The organism is Paenibacillus sp. YYML68 (assembly GCF_027923405.1).
In the GTDB taxonomy this organism is placed as follows: domain Bacteria; phylum Bacillota; class Bacilli; order Paenibacillales; family NBRC-103111; genus Paenibacillus_G.
Window position 1 is genome coordinate 1,416,392 of record NZ_BQYI01000001.1, and the last position, 15,321, is coordinate 1,431,712.

The following is a 15,321-nucleotide window of genomic DNA, read 5'->3' on the forward strand; positions in this document are numbered from 1 at the left end:
CATTGCGCACGCTTGGAGGCTGCTTCTCATGAAATGGAAACATAATGTAGGCTTCTATATGTCGCTGATGTTCATAGCTCTATCGGGCTCGATGTTCTGGAAGTCGTGGGAGCTCGACTATTACAGCAGCCTCGGACCAGGCCCCGGCTTATTCCCGAGGTGGCTAGCCGGCGCGATGCTGCTCCTCTCGCTCCTGTATGCGTTCAGCTCGCTGCGCCAGCCGATTGTATGGTCGGAGGTGATGCCGAAGGGGAGGGACATGCGCAACGTGCTGACGGTGCTCGCTTCGGTCGTCGTGTTCGTGCTCGTCATGACCCCGATCGGCTTCGTCCTGGCCGGGTTTCTGATGATGACGTTCCTGCTGTCGCGAGCCTATCCGTGGCATCGCTCGGCTGGCATTGCGATAACAGTGAACGTCGCGATCTATTTGATGTTTGACAGCTGGCTGAATGTCCCGCTGCCAAGCGGACAAATCTGGGATTGGGTGGGGTGAGCAGCGGATGCCGGATATGGACCTTATCGCACAAGGCTTTGCGACCGCTCTCAGCGGCTGGAATTTACTATATTGTCTGATCGGCGTGTCAATCGGGATGCTCGTAGGTGTTCTGCCTGGTCTGGGTCCGACGACGGGAGTAGCAGTGCTGCTCCCGATCACCTTCGGGATGGACCCGGTCTCGGCTATCATCATGCTGTGCGGCATCTACTACGGCGCGATGTATGGCGGGACGATTACGTCCGTGCTCATCAATACGCCCGGCGAGGCGGCGTCGGTCATCACGTGTCTCGATGGCAGCCCGCTGGCGAAGCAAGGGCGTGCAGGAGCGGCGCTCGGCATCGCGGGAATCGGCTCCTTCATCGGAGGGACGGTGTCCATCTTCGGACTCGTCTTCATCGGTCCACAGCTGGCGCAGTGGGCGCTGAACTTCGGCCCGCCTGAGTTCTTCGCGCTGATGGTGCTCGGATTGTCGACGGTCATCGGCTTGATGGGCAAGTCGATCATTCGTGGCCTCATCTCCGCGTTCCTTGGGCTTAATCTGGCGATGGTCGGCATCGACCCGATGTCCGGGACGCTGCGCTTCACGTTCGACAGCCCGTACTTGATGAGCGGCATAGACTTCGTCATCGTGGCGATGGGATTGTTCGGCTTGTCCGAGATTCTGCTCGGTATCGAGAAGATGACGGCCGCCGAGAAGCCGCCTAAGCTGCAGGGCATGCTGCCGCGCAGGGAGGAGTGGGGACCGAACATGAAGGCGATCGGCCGGGGTACGGTGCTCGGCTTCATCATCGGGCTCATTCCAGGCACGAACTCCGTCATCCCAGCGCTGCTGTCCTATTCCTTGGAGAAAAAGATGGCCAAAGACCCGTCCCGCTTCGGCAAGGGTGCGCTGGAAGGCGTAGCCGGTCCCGAGACAGCGAACAACTCGTACTGCGGCGGAGCGCTCATTCCGCTGTTCACGCTCGGCATTCCGAGCTCGCCGACGATCGCGATCATCCTCGGCGCGTTCATGATGCACGGGCTGACGCCTGGCCCGACCTTATTCGAGAGCAACCCGGTGTTCGTCTGGGGCGTCATTGCAAGTATGTTTATCGGCAACTTCGTGCTGCTGATCATGAACCTACCGATGGCTGGCTGGTGGGCCCGCATCGCGATGATTCCGCCGAAGCTGCTCTATCCGCTTATTCTCGTCATCTCCGTCGTCGGCGCGTACACGGCCAATAACAGCCTGTTCGATGTCGGGCTGATGATCGTCTTTGGTATACTTGGATATTTTATGAAGAAGGCTGACATCCCGATGGCCCCTATCGTACTGACGTTCGTCTTAGGCAAAATGATGGAAAGCTCGCTGCTTCAATCGCTGAAGCTGCTGGACGGCTCGTTCCTCGGGCTGTTCGCCCGGCCGATCTCTGGAACGATTCTGACGGTGTCGCTGCTCATTCTCGTCCTCGGCATTATATCCGGATTGCGTAAGAAGAGTCCGGGCCTCGCGGCTGATGTGGAGATGTAGCTAGATGAGCGTGGGTGTAGGTGTCTCATATGAATAAAGAATTAGGAGTGGAACACGGATGAATATTGATCTAACGAACAAGGTAGCGTTAATTACAGGAGCGAGCTCGGGTATCGGCGCGAGTGTCGCGAGAACGCTAGCAGCTGCAGGAGCGAAGGTAGCGATCAACTATAACAGCAGTCGGGAGAAGGCTGAGGAGGTCGCGAGGTCGATCACGGAGAGCGGCGGCACGGCGATCATCGTTCAGGGTGATGTAACGTCCATCGAGCAGATCGAAGCGCTCGTGAGTCAGGTGGAGGCGGAGCTCGGAACGATCGACATTCTCGTCAATAATGCAGGTCACATGCTGGAGCGGCAGCTGAACGCCGAGATGACTGACTCCCTCTACACACGGGTCATGGATCTGAATCTGAAGAGCACGGTGTTCATGTCCAAGGCAGTCATGCCGGGCATGCTTTCGAAGGGACAAGGACATATCGTCAATATGTCCTCGGTAGCGGCGCATCATGGCGGCGGACCGGGCGCGAGCGTCTATGCTGCAAGCAAGGCAGCGGTCATCGCCTATTCGAAGGGGCTCGCGAAGGAAGCGGCGCCTTATGACATTCGCGTCAATTGCGTATCGCCGGGCTTCATCGGCAACACCGAGTTCCATGCTATGGTAACGTCTGAGGAGGCGAAGAAGGCGACGATAGCCGGAACGCCGCTCAATCGGCAGGGAGAGCCTGCGGATGTCGCGAACACGGTGTTGTTCCTCGTATCCGGGATGTCCAGCTTTATAACGGGTGAGACGATCGAAATTAACGGCGGAGCCTTCATGCGCTAGTGAGCGAGCTGTAGTCGATTCGGCCTACTAGGTTGGACAGCTGCTCGATGGTGATGCACCGTTCTTCAAGGTATATAGTATGAATGTATATAGAGGCTAGCTCGTACGAAGCGTATGAGGTGCCGAGAGGAAGCCTACTGCCTAGTGTTCAACGGGGAGTGGGCTTTTTATCGTTTTGTGCAGGTGGATGAGGTTGGGATTATATCATTTTGAATAAAATATGAATAACACGCTAATATAGTTCATCCTATGTCTTCCGAATTCGCTACGTGAAGAATGAACTGTTCGATTTATTAGGAAAATCAGCTATAGTTTATTCCAATGTGGAATAAACTTAGGTATACTAGACATATAACGATGAATGAGTGGGAGGTGTTCGAGATGAAGCGTGACCGATGGTTAAGGCTGTGGCTACTGTTCTGGACGTTCGTCAAGATTGGTCCTTCGACCTTCGGGGGCGGCTATGCGATGATCCCTGTCATTCAGCGAGAGGTGACGGAGAAGCGAGGCTGGATGGATGAGGCTGGAATGAACGATGTGCTCGCGATTGCCGGCTCGGCGCCCGGGGGGATTGGTGTGAATGCGTCAGCCTTTATCGGCTATCGACTGTCGGGGATCGCGGGAGCGGTCGTTGCAGTCATCGGCATGACGCTGCCGACCTTCCTCATCGCGTTCTTGCTTAGCTTCGGCTATGCTCACCTGCAGCATAATCCGAAGGTAGCCGGTGCGCTGGAAGGGCTACATGCGGCAATTGTCGGCTTAATCGTGGTGGCCGGGTATCGGATGGGGCGCAGCGGGGTGTTCGATAAGACGACGCTCGCAACAGTTGTAGGTACGGTGATAGTGCTCCTCTGTGTGCCGATTCATCCTATAGCTGTCATGGGCGTTGGTCTTGTTATCGGTATGCTGCTGGTGAAGATCAAGGAGCTTGCGGGGCTTCCGATTCAGTTGGAGAAGCAGGTGCAGGAGACCGATGGCAGCGGTCGGTTCAAGTATGACGACTATTACATGGCTGACGGCATCTAGACGCACAACAGCTGGAGGACTGGAGCTGATCCAGACCTAGAGGGAAGGGGGAGTGGAGATGGAGCTTCTGGATTTATTTATTACGTTTGTCAAAATCGGCTTACTATCGTTCGGCGGCGGCTATGCGATGATCCCTGTTATGAACCATGAGGTTCGGGCGCATCATTGGATGTCGGATGAGGCGTTCACCGATACGGTCGCAGTTGCAGGGATGGCACCGGGCCCCATTGCAACCAATAGCGCCACCTTGATCGGCTATAAGACGGCGGGAATCGCTGGGGCTATCGTTTCTACAGTCGGTATTGTGCTGCCTTCCGTAATGCTCATCGTGGTGATTGCTGCTTTTTTCCTCCGTGTACATCATAGCAGGTGGCTTCGGTCTCTGTTGTACGGGATGCGGCCTGTCGTGACCGGCTTCATTATATATGCTGCGTTCTCGTATGGCATGCGGGGCGGGGACTGGTCGTTCTCGTGGCAAAGTGCCGTAAGCATCGGCATTATCGCATTCGTCGTGATCGGTATTCTGAAGTATCGGCTTCATCCGCTTGCTGCGCTCTCGGTGTCGGGACTGGTCGGCGCTGCGATGCTATATACCGGATAGACTTGTGCATGCGAACGTAGTTGAGCTTGGGTCTAGACCTGCAGCTTGTCTCATATATTCCGAAGAGGTGGAAGTTCGTAGCAGCTCTAGAACAGCCTGACTAGCGGATAGTATGGGAGCGGAAGCAGGACGGCCCGAATATCGGTAGACATTGCGGAAATAAACGTGCTATCATTACTCTGTCCCGGCTGAGACCGGGCGTAATTCCATAATTTGATTCGAAACAGGTGCCTCTGGTCGGAGCTCTAGCTCCGTGTCATAGGCTTAATAGGGAAGCCGGTGTAATTCCGGCACGGTCCCGCCACTGTAAGCGAGGAGTAACCTCTGCACAATGTCACTGTCCGATCGTAGGATGGGAAGGCGCAGAGGAAGCGACGATCCGCAAGTCAGGAGACCTGCCTGTTGGACGAGTGCTGTGCATCTATTAATGGTGCTGGCAGCCCGTAAGTCACCATGAAACCTACGCGGATAGGGAGGTGTACGAGAAAGGCTCACGCACGCGCGGAGTAGGTCTGCCCAGCTTGGCTGCTGTTTACAGCGCTATAGTCCGGTATGGATCAGCTCGAGCGTCGCGTCATAACCTGATCGTTACGCATCCTTCTTCGGAGGGATGCTTTTTTGCTATGTGGCAGAAAGCTTCCGAACGAATTGTTGACATGGACATACATGAGTATTCAGCTGCGGCGAGAGGAGGAGAGGCTGTGAAAGGGAAGCTGTCGGTGATCGGCTTCGGGCCGGGCGCGTTCGAGCATATGACGGAGAGAGCGCGGACGGCTCTTCAAGAGAGTGAGGTTATTATCGGGTACAACACGTACGTGGATCTGATTCGCGATCTGTTGGACGGTCAGCATATTGTGCGCACAGGCATGACCGAGGAGGTAAGCCGGGCGCAGGAGGCGGTTCGTCAGGCGGAAGCGGGGCGGAAGGTGGCGGTCATCTCGAGTGGAGACTCCGGGGTGTACGGCATGGCAGGACTTGTATACGAGGTATTGATGGAAAAAGGCTGGCGACGCGACACCGGCGTCGAGGTCGAGGTGATCCCCGGCATATCGGCGATTAACTCGACAGGCTCGCTGCTCGGCGCACCGATCATGCACGATGCGTGTACGATCAGCTTGAGCGATCATCTGACGCCGTGGGAGCTCATTATTCGGCGGGTGGAGGCTGCAGGGGCGGCTGACTTCGTCATCGCGCTGTACAACCCACGCAGCGGCCGCCGGACACGCCAGATCGTCGAGACGCAGCAGGTGCTGCTGAAGTATCGCTCGAAGGACACGCCAGTCGGTATCGTCAAGAGTGCGTACCGTGACAGACAAGATATCGTCATTACGACGCTGGAGCACATGCTTGAGCATGACATAGGCATGCTGACCACGGTCATTATTGGCAACTCCGCAACCGTCGTGTACGACGGATTGATGATTACTCCGCGTGGCTACCAGCGTAAGTACACGCTGGGCGACGAGATTCAGCCTCTGAAGCCGCATGAGCGGCTGCGTGTGGAGGCTGAGCCTTGGTCGCTGGAAGCGCAGATGGAGGGTGCCGAGCCTATGTCGCTGGAGGCAGAGGCGGCGGATTCGGAGTCGAGTTCGGCGGATGCTGCGCGGTGGTCGGTGGAGGCACAGGCGGTGGATGCGGAGCCGTGGTCGCTGGAGGCAGAGGCGGCGGATGCGGAAGGTGCGAGGTTGCAGAGTGGGCTTCAGGGCGCGGGTATCGATCCTGCAAGCCCGCTCGCCCTTGCGCTTGAGGCGCTGTGGCTTGTCGATGCGCGGGAAGAGGCGTCCCGGTCGGCGCAGTCGGCCGAGGAGCTGATTGCCGCAGCTGCGGCGGCAGCGCCTGAAGTGCAGTCTGGCGGGGCAGCTGCGTCCGGACTGGTGGGGACCGAGCAGACCGTGGGAGCCGGGTCTGGGTTAGCGATGGAGCATGCTGCAGGCGCTCCTGCGACTGCGGCGCAGTCGGCAGCGCCTGTGCAGGCGGCTCCAGCTCGGGGCGCACGCGGTGTGGAGCAGTCAGCTGCGGCTGCGCCTTGGCTGCAAGGCGCTGGCGCGTTCAAGCGCCAGGAAATACTCGAGTTCGCGGTCAGTCCGGGACTCGCGGAGAAGAAGCTGTCAGCTGCGCAGCTGACGCTGCTAGCTGAGGTCGTAGGCGATGACGGCGCGATTGAATATACGCCGCATCACCAGCTGCTCGTCCGGCTCGTGACGAGCGAGCCGCAGCACGCGGTCGCCCGCCTCAAGGCGGCAGGGCTGCTGCTTGCTCCGGTCGGCGACGTGGCGCAGCTGAAGGCGTGCGATTTTTGCAACATGGATAAGGCGGATTCGGTGCCACATCTGGAGGAGCTGAATCGCCGCATCGGCGGGATGAAGCTGCCGAAGGAGCTGAAGATCGGCTTCAACGGCTGCGGGATGGCGTGCTACGGAGCGGTCAAGGAGGATATCGGTATTGTGTATCGCCGGGAGCGGTTCGATCTGTTCCTGGGAGGCAAGACGGTCGGGCGTAATGCCCATGCGGGTATTCCGGTAGCCGAGGGGATCGAGCCGGAGCAGCTTGTCGAGTCGGTGGAGCGTATCGTGAAGCGTTATGCGAGCGAGGCGAATCCGAACGAGCGGTTTCATAAATTTTTCAGCCGGGTGAAGGAGCTGGAGGGGTACAGACATCAGGAGCTGCCGGTGTTCCAGATCGAGAATGCGCTGTGCGGGGATTAAGCGATAGATCAGGTTGATTCGATGTGAGAGAAGGGGGCGATCCGAATGGATGCCATATTATTTGTAGGACATGGAAGCCGGGACCCGGAGGGTAATGTTGAGGTGCGGCAATTCGTCCGCTCGGTGCAGGAGGGGCTTGACGTGCCGATCGTGGAGACGTGCTTCCTCGAGTTCGAGCGCCCGACGATGCGGGAAGGGTTCTCCGCTTGTGTGAAGCGGGGGGCGACACGTGTCGGCGTCGTGCCGATTACGTTATTCGCTGCGGGACATGCGAAGCTGCACATTCCGGCGGCGATTGACGAGGCGAAGCGGGCCTATCCCGAGGTTGAATTTACATACGGACGACCGATCGGCGTGCATGAGCTGGCGCTGGATATTTTGCGGACGCGGCTCGCTGAGGCGGGCATTGATGGGCTGACGGAGTCGCCGGATACGGCGCTGCTGCTCATTGGACGCGGAAGCAGCGATGCGGATGCGAATAGCGATCTGTTCAAGATTTCCCGTCTGCTCTGGGAGCGTCTGAAGGTGAAATGGGTCGAAACGGCGTACATCGGCGTGACGGCTCCGCTGGCCGATGAGGGTGTCGAGCGGTGTGTGAGACTAGGTGCGAAGCGGATCGTGCTGCTGCCGTATTTCTTATTCACAGGCGTGCTGATCAAGCGTCTGGAGCAGCTGACAGAGACGTTCGCCGAGCAATATCCCGAGCACCAGTTCGTGCTGGCGAATTACTTCGGCTTCCATCCGATGCTGCAAGAAATATTGAAGGAGCGCGCGCTAGAGGCGCTGCAGGGGCAGGTGCGAATGAATTGCGACATGTGCTCGTTCCGTCTCGAGGCGATGCAGCATCATCACCATCATCATGATCATGATCACGGGCATGGGCATGAGCACGGGCACGAGCATGAGCACGGGCACGAGCATGGGAACGGGCATGGGCATGAACATGCGCATGAGCACGTGGCTGGCGCGGGTGCATCGTGCGACAACGGCGCCGCCAAGCGCACCGCCAGCAGCGAAGCGGCTGCGGCGAAGGAGGTGCGCTCATGATTCTCGTCATGGCGGGCACGAGCGATGCGCGGGAGCTGGCTGTGCGCATCCAGAGCGCAGGCTATCCGCTGCTCGCAACGGTCGTGACCGACAGCGCAGCGAAGAGTCTGTCCGAGGTCGGTGTCCCGGTCATCACCGGACGCCTGCCGGAGCAGGCGCTCGCAGGGCTCATCGCCGAGCGGGGCGTCACGGTGCTCGTCGATGCGACGCATCCGTTCGCCGAGGAGGCGTCGCGCAACGCGATGGCGGCAGCGCGTGCGACGGGCGTGCCGTACGTTCGGTACGAGCGTGAGCAGGGCCGCTATGAGGGGCATCCGCGTCTGACGTTCGTCGACGACTACGAGCAGGCGGCGGAGCTTGCGGCTGCGAAGCGGGGTGTCGTGTTCCTCGCGACGGGGAGCAAGACGCTGTCGATTTTTACCGAGAGGCTGATCGGTCTGCCCGGTACGACGCTCGTTGCACGCATGCTTCCGCGCAAGGACAACATGGAGAAGTGCGAGCAGCTCGGCGTGGAGCAGAAGAACATTGTCGCCATGCAGGGGCCGTTCTCCAAGGAGATGAACCAGGCGTTCTACCGTCACTATGGCGTGAACGTGCTCATTACGAAGGAGAGCGGGCAGGTCGGCGCTGTCGAGGAGAAGCTGTCGGCGGCGCTGGAGCTGGAGATCGACACGATCGTCATCGGTCGGCCGCAGCTCGACTACGGGGTCGTCTACTCCGATTTCGACGGCGTGCTTGAGGAGCTTCGCAAGCTTCAAGAACTTCATTAGCATCATCCGCTTCACCAGACAGGAGAGCAGGACCCATTCCAACCAACCGTTCAGGAGGTGCAGTGATCGATGGATTTTCATACAGAATTCAAGCCATTAACCGTACAGCCTCAGGAAATTGAGGAGAAGAGCTTCGAGATCATCACCGAGGAGCTCGGCGCGCACGACTATACACCAGAGCAGTACAAGGTCGTTCAGCGCGTCATTCACGCCTCGGCTGACTTCGAGCTCGGACGCAGTCTCGTGTTTCATCCGGACGCGGTGCGCGCCGGCATCGAGGCGATTCGCAGCGGCAAGCCGGTCATCGCCGACGTGCAGATGGTGCAGGTCGGCATCAGCAAGCCGCGCCTCGACAAGTTCGGCTCCGAGGTGCGGGTACACATCTCCGATCCCGACGTCATGCAGGAGGCGAAGCGGCTCAATACGACGCGTGCGATTATCGCGACAAGGAAGGCGTCGCAGGAGGACGGGGCGATTTTTGCCATCGGAAATGCCCCTACGGCGCTGCTGGAGCTCATTCGTCTCGTGAAGGAAGGGCAGGCGCGTCCCGGCCTCATCGTCGGTGTCCCGGTCGGCTTCGTGTCGGCGGCGGAGTCGAAGGACGAGCTGCTGAAGCTGGACATTCCGTTCATCACGAACATCGGGCGCAAGGGCGGCAGTCCGGTGGCGGTCGCGACCGTCAACGCGATCTCCCTCATGGCGGAGCAGCAGGAGTAGCGGCGATGGCGCAGGAGCGGACAAGTAGCAGGAAGTCGGAAGCGAGCGAGGAGCAGGCGAAGCCGCTGCGTCACGGCTACACGACGGGCTCCTGCGCCACGGCGGCTGCTCAGGCGGCGCTGGAGGCGTTAATACGGCAGGAGTGTGTGCGCGAGTCGCGCATTCGGCTGCCGATCGGCGAGGAAGTGACGTTCGAGATCGTCAGGTGCGAGTACGAGGCGCACCGTGCGAGCGCCGAGGTGATCAAGGACGGCGGCGACGACCCAGATGCGACGCACGGCGCACGTATTATTAGCGAGGTGCAGTGGACAGACGGAGAGGGCGTGGAGATCGATGGCGGCATCGGCGTCGGGCGGGTGACGAAGCCGGGGCTGCCCGTGGACGTCGGTCAAGCGGCAATCAATCCCGTTCCTCGTAAAATGCTCCGCGAAGCGATCGAGAACGTCCTCAATCGCTACGAGCTGGTGCGCGGTGTGAAGGTGATCGTCTCGGTGCCGGACGGCGAGGAGATTGCGAAGAAGACGCTGAACGCGAGGCTCGGCATCCTCGGCGGCATCTCGATTCTCGGGACGCGGGGTATCGTCGTCCCGTTCTCCACCGCCGCCTACAAGGCAAGCGTGGCGCAGGCGATACGCGTCGCCGTCAAGGGCGGCGTCGAGCACATCGTGCTCTCGACAGGCGGCCGCACGGAGAAGTACGGCATGGAGCTGTACCCGGAGCTGCCGGAGGAGGCGTTCGTCGAGATGGGCGACTTCGTCGGCTTCGCCGTTCAGCAGTGTGCGCGACAGGGCATTAGGCGCATTACGCTCGTCGGCATGATGGGCAAGTTCAGCAAGGTCGCCCAGGGCGTCATGATGGTGCACTCGAAGAGTGCGCCGGTCGACTTTGGCTTCCTCGCGCAGCTGGCGGAGGCGGCGGGATCGCCGCCTGAGGTGATCGAGCAGGTGCTCGGCGCGAATACGGCGGCTCAGGTTGGAGATATGATGCAGGGGCTGGGGAACGGGTTATTTTTCGAGACGATGGGCGCTTCGTGCTGCCGAGAGCTGCTGAAGGAGGCCGGGCAGACGCCGGGATTGACGATTGAGACGGTTATTATATCGATGAAGGCGGAGCTGCTCGGGCGGTCGCAGGTGGAGGCGTAGGAGTAGGCGTAGGAGTTCGAGTAGGGGCTGGAGACGAGGAGCTTGGGTTGGGGCTTCAACGTGTGAGGCGAATCGTTGCCTCGAAGCTTACAGCTGTAAGCTCACCAACCTCAGCACGTAGCCCTCAGCACGCAGCTCACACCCCTCAGCACCCAGCTTGCAGCTCGGCGCTTATGCCGCTCGCCCTTATATAGTAGGAAGGTGTGAACAATACGAATGAGTAACAGCATTATAGTGATGGGAATCGGCGACGACGGCCGGCAAGGGCTGCCGTCTGCTTACATCGAACGCATCGAGGCGAGCGAGCTGCTCGTGGGCGGGGAGCGTCAGCTGCAGTTTTTTGACTCGTATGCAGGGGAGAAGCTGACGATCGGCGCAGGACTGGCGTTGTCTGCACTCGCAGAGCGACTTGCTGCGGAGGAGCGCACCGTTGTCGTGCTTGCCTCGGGCGATCCGCTCTTCTACGGCATCGGCGGCTATCTCGCAGGGAAGCTGCCGGGGCGCGTCGAGGTGTACCCGGCGCTCAGCTCGCTGCAGCTGGCGTTCGCGCGGATCGGCGACAGCTGGCATGACGCCGCGATCGTCAGCCTGCACGGACGCCCGATCCAGGGGCTGGCGCAGCGGATCGACGGCAGGCGTAAGGTAGCGCTGCTGACGGATGAGCGCAATCATCCGGGCGAGATTGCCCGGTACTTGCTCGAATTCGGTATGACCGAATACGAGCTGTTCGTCGGCGAGCATCTGGGCGGCGATCAGGAGCGCACAGGCTGGTACAGCTTGAACGACGCTGCGGCGCTGGCGGACGATTATTTTGCTCCGCTTAACGTCGTCGTGCTGCGTGTCCGTGCCGGCCGTGGTGCGGCAGGAGCGGCTGGTGGTGCGGTGCAGACGGACTCGACGACCGCAGGGGCAGCCATCGCGAGCGGCATCGCTACCGATTCGGTGGGGACTGCCACAAGCGCATCCACAGCTGCTGCTAAGGCAGGGCGCACAACGGCATGGCCGCTCGGCATCGACGACGCCGAGTTCGCTCAGCGCAAGCCGGATAAGGGGCTCATTACGAAGCGCGAGGTGCGCGTGCTCAGTCTGGCGGCGCTCGGCCTGAAGCCGGACAGCATCGTCTGGGACATCGGCACGTGCACAGGCTCGGTGGCGATTGAGGCGGCGCGCTTATGCCGTGATGGAGCTGTCTATGCGATCGAGAAGAATGAAGCGGACCTTGCGAATGCAATCGCCAATTCGCGCAAGTTTCGTACCGATATTACATTCGTTCACGGCAAGGCACCAGAGGGGCTCGAGGCGTTCCCGGACCCGGACGCTGTGTTCATCGGCGGCAGCGGTGGCGAGCTGCGGGAGCTGCTTGCACTCTGCTGCAGCCGTCTGCGTCCCGGCGGAACGATTGTGCTCAATGCGGCGACAATTGAGAATTTGGCGGCGTCGACGAAGGCTTTTGCCGAAGAAGGCTTCGTGACCGATATTACGCTAGCCCAGCTGAGCCGCAGCAAGCCGATTCTCGATATGACTCGGTTCGAGGGACTGAACCCGGTGTACATCATTGCAGCCAGACGGCGCGAGAGCGATGCGGGAGAGCGTGAGAAGGAGCTGGACGCAGGAAGCGGACGTAAGAGCGGCGGGATAGGCAACGATAGTAGCGCGAGCAGCGGTGCCAGCAGCACAGGCAGTGCCAGCAACGACGACAGCCGCAGTAGAAAGGAAGCGAACGAATGAGCAACCTCGGCACGTTATATGGACTCGGCGTCGGTCCCGGTGATCCGGAGCTGATCACGGTCAAGGCATTTCGCCTATTGAAGCAATGTCCGGTCATTGCCTACCCGCGTAAAAAATCTGGGGCCAAGAGCTACGCGCTTGCCATCACTGAGCTGTACGTCGATACGCGGGAGAAGACGATGCTCGCGCTTACTTTTCCAATGACGAAGGATCGTGAAGCGCTGGAGCTGCAGTGGAACAAGACGGTCGATACGGTGTGGGAGCAGCTGAGCGAGGGTCGCGACGTCGCCTTCGTGACGGAGGGCGATCCGATGCTGTACAGCACATATATTCATCTCATGCGGCTCATGAACGAGCGTCATCCCGAGGTGCGGACCGTATCTGTGCCGGGCATCTCGTCGATCAACGCGTCGGCGTCTCAGCTGAACTTGCCGCTGGCGGACGGGGATGAGCAGATCGGCATCGTGCCCGCGACTGACGACTATGAGGCGATGCGTGCGGTGCTGGAGAGACATGACTGTGTCGTCTTCATCAAGGTGGCGAAGGTGATCGACCTCATGCTGCGCGTGCTCGGCGACCTCGGCTTGACGGAGAAGGCGTCCGTGCTGACGAAGGTGACGTCGGGCGAGGAGCAGATCTGGCGCAACGTGACGGAGCTGGCTGGACGGGAGCTTGAATATTTAACATTAATGGTGGTGAGAAAATGAAAATCTATATTATCGGAGCAGGACCCGGCGATCCCGATCTCATTACAGTCAAGGGCTTGAAGCTGCTGCAGCAGGCTGACGTCGTGCTGTACACCGACTCGCTCGTCAACGAGGAGCTGATCGCGAAGGCGAAGCTGGGAGCTGAGGTGCTGCTGAGCGCAGGTATGGCGCTGGAGGAGATGGTCGACATCATGATCGAGCGCGTGAAGGCGGGGAAAATGGTCGTCCGCGTCCACACCGGCGATCCAGCCGTGTACGGCGCGATTATGGAGCAGGCGGCGCTGTTGAAGCGGGCGGGCGTCGAGTACGAGGTCGTGCCGGGCGTCAGCTCGGTGTTCGCGTCGGCCGCCGCCATCGGCGCAGAGCTGACGATCCCCGAGCTGACGCAGACGGTCATTCTGACGCGCGTCGAAGGACGCACGCCGATGCCGGACCGCGAGCAGCTGCGCGACCTGGCGGCGCACCATTGTACGCTGGCGCTGTTCCTCAGCGCGACGCTGACGAAGAAGGTCGTGAAGGAGCTGACCGAGGCGGGCTGGCGTCTGGATACGCCAGTCGCAGTCGTCCAGCGGGCGACGTGGCCGGATCAAGTCGTCGTACGCACGACGCTGGAGGGGCTGGACGAGGCGATGCGCGTGAACGGCATCCGTTCGCATGCGATGATTCTCGCGGGCTGGGCGCTCGACCCGGATATCCATGACAAGGACGAGTACCGCTCCAAGCTGTACGACAAGACGTTCACCCACGGCTACCGCAAAGGAGTGAAGCCGTGATGGAGCGGCCACACACAGGGCAGCAGGGCCAGTCGGTGCACACGCAGGCAACGAATGCTACGTTCGTGCAACAACCGCAGCCTGCTCCTATTGTGCTGCAGGAGGGCGTCATCCCGTCCATCGTGAGGCGAAGTGACTACGCGGTCGTCGCCATTACGAAGCACGGCGTCGAGCTGGCGCGGAGGCTGAACGAGTCGTTCGGCGGCAGCACGGACGTGTACTACATGTCTAAGTTTACGCGTGGTGATGAAGCGGAGCGGGGCATTCAGCTGTTCGAGGGCAGCGTGCGGCTGCTTTTTCCAGCGTTATTCCCAGCGTACTCGGGCATCATCTGCATCATCTCGCTCGGGGCGGTCGTACGCATGATCGCTCCGCTGCTTCAGGATAAGAAGACGGACCCCGGCATCGTCGTCATCGACGACAAGGGCGAGCACGTCATCAGCGTGCTGTCCGGTCATCTCGGCGGCGCGAACGAGCTGACGCGCGAGGTGGCAGCGGCGCTCGGTGCCAGGCCGGTGCTGACGACCGCCTCTGATGTGCAGAAGACGATCGCCGTCGACCTGTTCGGACGCCGCTTCGGCTGGACGTGGGAGAGCGCCGACAAGCTGACGCCTGTCAGCGCCTCGGTGGTGAACGAGGAGCGCGTCGCCGTCGTGCAGGAGTCGGGCGAGCCGAACTGGTGGGTGTACGACACGCCGCTTCCGCCGAGTATTCGTACGTATGGGGACGTCCGGTCGGCGCTCGAGGATGAGCCGCAAGGAGCGCTCGTCGTCACGCATCGGTTGCTGGAGCCCCAGGAGGAGCCGATTCTCGCGAACGGTGTCCTGTACCGACCGAAGGTGATCGTGCTCGGCATCGGCTGCAATCGCGGTACGTCTGCTGAGGAGATCAGCACGGTCATTCGGGAGACGCTGGAGGAGCTGCGATTTGCCTGGAGGAGCGTGAAGGCGGTCTGTACGATTGACTTGAAAAAAGACGAACCAGGTCTCCTCGACGTATGCCGCACGAACGGCTGGCCGTTCATCTGCTACACACCCGAAGAGCTGAACGAGCTGCCGATCGATGACCCGTCCGATACGGTATTCAAGTTCACCGGCGCTTATGGCGTCAGCGAGCCGGCGGCGAAGCGGTACGCGGGCTGCGCGCAGCTCGCGCTGACGAAGAAGAAGAGCGGCAACGTGACGATTTCCGTCGGGGTTATCGAGCACGCCGAGGAAGCGAAGGGGTAGAACGCAGCAGCTAGAGCACGGAGGACTGGTAGTGCTGGTGTATGCGG

14 protein-coding genes and 1 riboswitch are annotated in these 15,321 nt (G+C 60.4%); all 14 genes read left to right on the forward strand.

Translation table 11 applies throughout. From position 1 onward, the window contains the following. The first annotated feature begins 28 nt into the window (after nt 1–28). The 14 genes from PAE68_RS06270 (at nt 29) to PAE68_RS06335 (ending at nt 15,274) form a co-directional block, all read left to right on the forward strand. On the forward strand, nt 29–493 hold the full coding sequence (locus PAE68_RS06270) for a tripartite tricarboxylate transporter TctB family protein (RefSeq protein WP_281885161.1): 465 nt from the start codon (nt 29–31) through the stop codon (nt 491–493). 7 nt (nt 494–500) lie between these two features. After that, on the forward strand, nt 501–2,006 hold the full coding sequence (locus PAE68_RS06275; protein WP_281885163.1) for a tripartite tricarboxylate transporter permease: 1,506 nt from the start codon (nt 501–503) through the stop codon (nt 2,004–2,006). A 58-nt stretch (nt 2,007–2,064) separates the two neighbouring features. Continuing rightward, nucleotides 2,065–2,829, forward strand: coding sequence for an SDR family NAD(P)-dependent oxidoreductase (locus PAE68_RS06280; RefSeq protein WP_281885165.1), 765 nt, complete (start codon nt 2,065–2,067; stop codon nt 2,827–2,829). Between the two features lie 381 nt (nt 2,830–3,210). After that, nucleotides 3,211–3,855 carry a chromate transporter gene (locus PAE68_RS06285; RefSeq protein ID WP_281885167.1) on the forward strand — a complete coding sequence of 215 codons (645 nt, stop codon included), beginning with the start codon at nt 3,211–3,213 and terminating at the stop codon, nt 3,853–3,855. A 58-nt stretch (nt 3,856–3,913) separates the two neighbouring features. Beyond that, nucleotides 3,914–4,456: a chromate transporter gene (locus PAE68_RS06290; RefSeq protein WP_281885169.1), complete on the forward strand. Its 543-nt coding sequence runs from the start codon at nt 3,914–3,916 to the stop codon at nt 4,454–4,456. 208 nt (nt 4,457–4,664) lie between these two features. Further along, a riboswitch (cobalamin riboswitch) is annotated at nt 4,665–4,873 on the forward strand. Nucleotides 4,874–5,157: 284 nt separating this feature from the next. Further along, nucleotides 5,158–7,161 (forward strand): precorrin-3B C(17)-methyltransferase, encoded by a 2,004-nt coding sequence (gene cobJ / locus PAE68_RS06295; RefSeq protein ID WP_281885171.1) that lies wholly within the window; start codon nt 5,158–5,160, stop codon nt 7,159–7,161. Between the two features lie 45 nt (nt 7,162–7,206). Continuing rightward, nucleotides 7,207–8,208: a sirohydrochlorin chelatase gene (locus PAE68_RS06300; RefSeq protein ID WP_281885173.1), complete on the forward strand. Its 1,002-nt coding sequence runs from the start codon at nt 7,207–7,209 to the stop codon at nt 8,206–8,208. After that, entirely contained in the window at nt 8,205–8,978 is a 774-nt protein-coding gene (gene cobK / locus PAE68_RS06305) for a precorrin-6A reductase (RefSeq protein WP_281885175.1), read from the forward strand. The genes PAE68_RS06300 and cobK overlap by 4 nt, the downstream gene beginning before the upstream one ends. Before the next feature lie 69 nt (nt 8,979–9,047). Then, the gene (locus PAE68_RS06310; RefSeq protein ID WP_281885177.1) at nt 9,048–9,695 is read left to right on the forward strand and encodes a precorrin-8X methylmutase; all 648 of its coding nucleotides are present in this window, start codon (nt 9,048–9,050) and stop codon (nt 9,693–9,695) included. Between the two features lie 5 nt (nt 9,696–9,700). Next, nucleotides 9,701–10,837: a cobalt-precorrin-5B (C(1))-methyltransferase gene (locus PAE68_RS06315; protein ID WP_281885180.1), complete on the forward strand. Its 1,137-nt coding sequence runs from the start codon at nt 9,701–9,703 to the stop codon at nt 10,835–10,837. Nucleotides 10,838–11,053: 216 nt separating this feature from the next. Continuing rightward, nucleotides 11,054–12,565: a precorrin-6y C5,15-methyltransferase (decarboxylating) subunit CbiE gene (cbiE, locus tag PAE68_RS06320; RefSeq protein WP_281885181.1), complete on the forward strand. Its 1,512-nt coding sequence runs from the start codon at nt 11,054–11,056 to the stop codon at nt 12,563–12,565. Further along, complete coding sequence (cobI, locus tag PAE68_RS06325) at nt 12,562–13,272, forward strand: precorrin-2 C(20)-methyltransferase (protein WP_281885183.1); 711 nt, start codon at nt 12,562–12,564, stop codon at nt 13,270–13,272. The genes cbiE and cobI overlap by 4 nt, the downstream gene beginning before the upstream one ends. Next, complete coding sequence (cobM, locus tag PAE68_RS06330) at nt 13,269–14,045, forward strand: precorrin-4 C(11)-methyltransferase (protein ID WP_281885185.1); 777 nt, start codon at nt 13,269–13,271, stop codon at nt 14,043–14,045. The genes cobI and cobM overlap by 4 nt, the downstream gene beginning before the upstream one ends. Next, nucleotides 14,045–15,274 carry a cobalt-precorrin 5A hydrolase gene (locus PAE68_RS06335; protein WP_281885187.1) on the forward strand — a complete coding sequence of 410 codons (1,230 nt, stop codon included), beginning with the start codon at nt 14,045–14,047 and terminating at the stop codon, nt 15,272–15,274. Before cobM ends, PAE68_RS06335 begins: the two co-directional genes overlap by 1 nt. Nucleotides 15,275–15,321 lie beyond the last annotated feature (47 nt).

Bases quoted from the DNA above. Each gene is read 5' to 3' on its own strand.
- PAE68_RS06270 (WP_281885161.1), top strand. From the start codon at position 29: ATGAAATGGAAACATAATGTAGGCTTCTATATGTCGCTGATGTTCATA.
- PAE68_RS06275 (WP_281885163.1), top strand. From the start codon at position 501: ATGCCGGATATGGACCTTATCGCACAAGGCTTTGCGACCGCTCTCAGC.
- PAE68_RS06280 (WP_281885165.1), top strand. From the start codon at position 2,065: ATGAATATTGATCTAACGAACAAGGTAGCGTTAATTACAGGAGCGAGC.
- PAE68_RS06285 (WP_281885167.1), top strand. From the start codon at position 3,211: ATGAAGCGTGACCGATGGTTAAGGCTGTGGCTACTGTTCTGGACGTTC.
- PAE68_RS06290 (WP_281885169.1), top strand. From the start codon at position 3,914: ATGGAGCTTCTGGATTTATTTATTACGTTTGTCAAAATCGGCTTACTA.
- PAE68_RS06300 (WP_281885173.1), top strand. From the start codon at position 7,207: ATGGATGCCATATTATTTGTAGGACATGGAAGCCGGGACCCGGAGGGT.
- cobK (WP_281885175.1), top strand. From the start codon at position 8,205: ATGATTCTCGTCATGGCGGGCACGAGCGATGCGCGGGAGCTGGCTGTG.
- PAE68_RS06310 (WP_281885177.1), top strand. From the start codon at position 9,048: ATGGATTTTCATACAGAATTCAAGCCATTAACCGTACAGCCTCAGGAA.
- PAE68_RS06315 (WP_281885180.1), top strand. From the start codon at position 9,701: ATGGCGCAGGAGCGGACAAGTAGCAGGAAGTCGGAAGCGAGCGAGGAG.
- cbiE (WP_281885181.1), top strand. From the start codon at position 11,054: ATGAGTAACAGCATTATAGTGATGGGAATCGGCGACGACGGCCGGCAA.
- cobI (WP_281885183.1), top strand. From the start codon at position 12,562: ATGAGCAACCTCGGCACGTTATATGGACTCGGCGTCGGTCCCGGTGAT.
- cobM (WP_281885185.1), top strand. From the start codon at position 13,269: ATGAAAATCTATATTATCGGAGCAGGACCCGGCGATCCCGATCTCATT.
- PAE68_RS06335 (WP_281885187.1), top strand. From the start codon at position 14,045: ATGGAGCGGCCACACACAGGGCAGCAGGGCCAGTCGGTGCACACGCAG.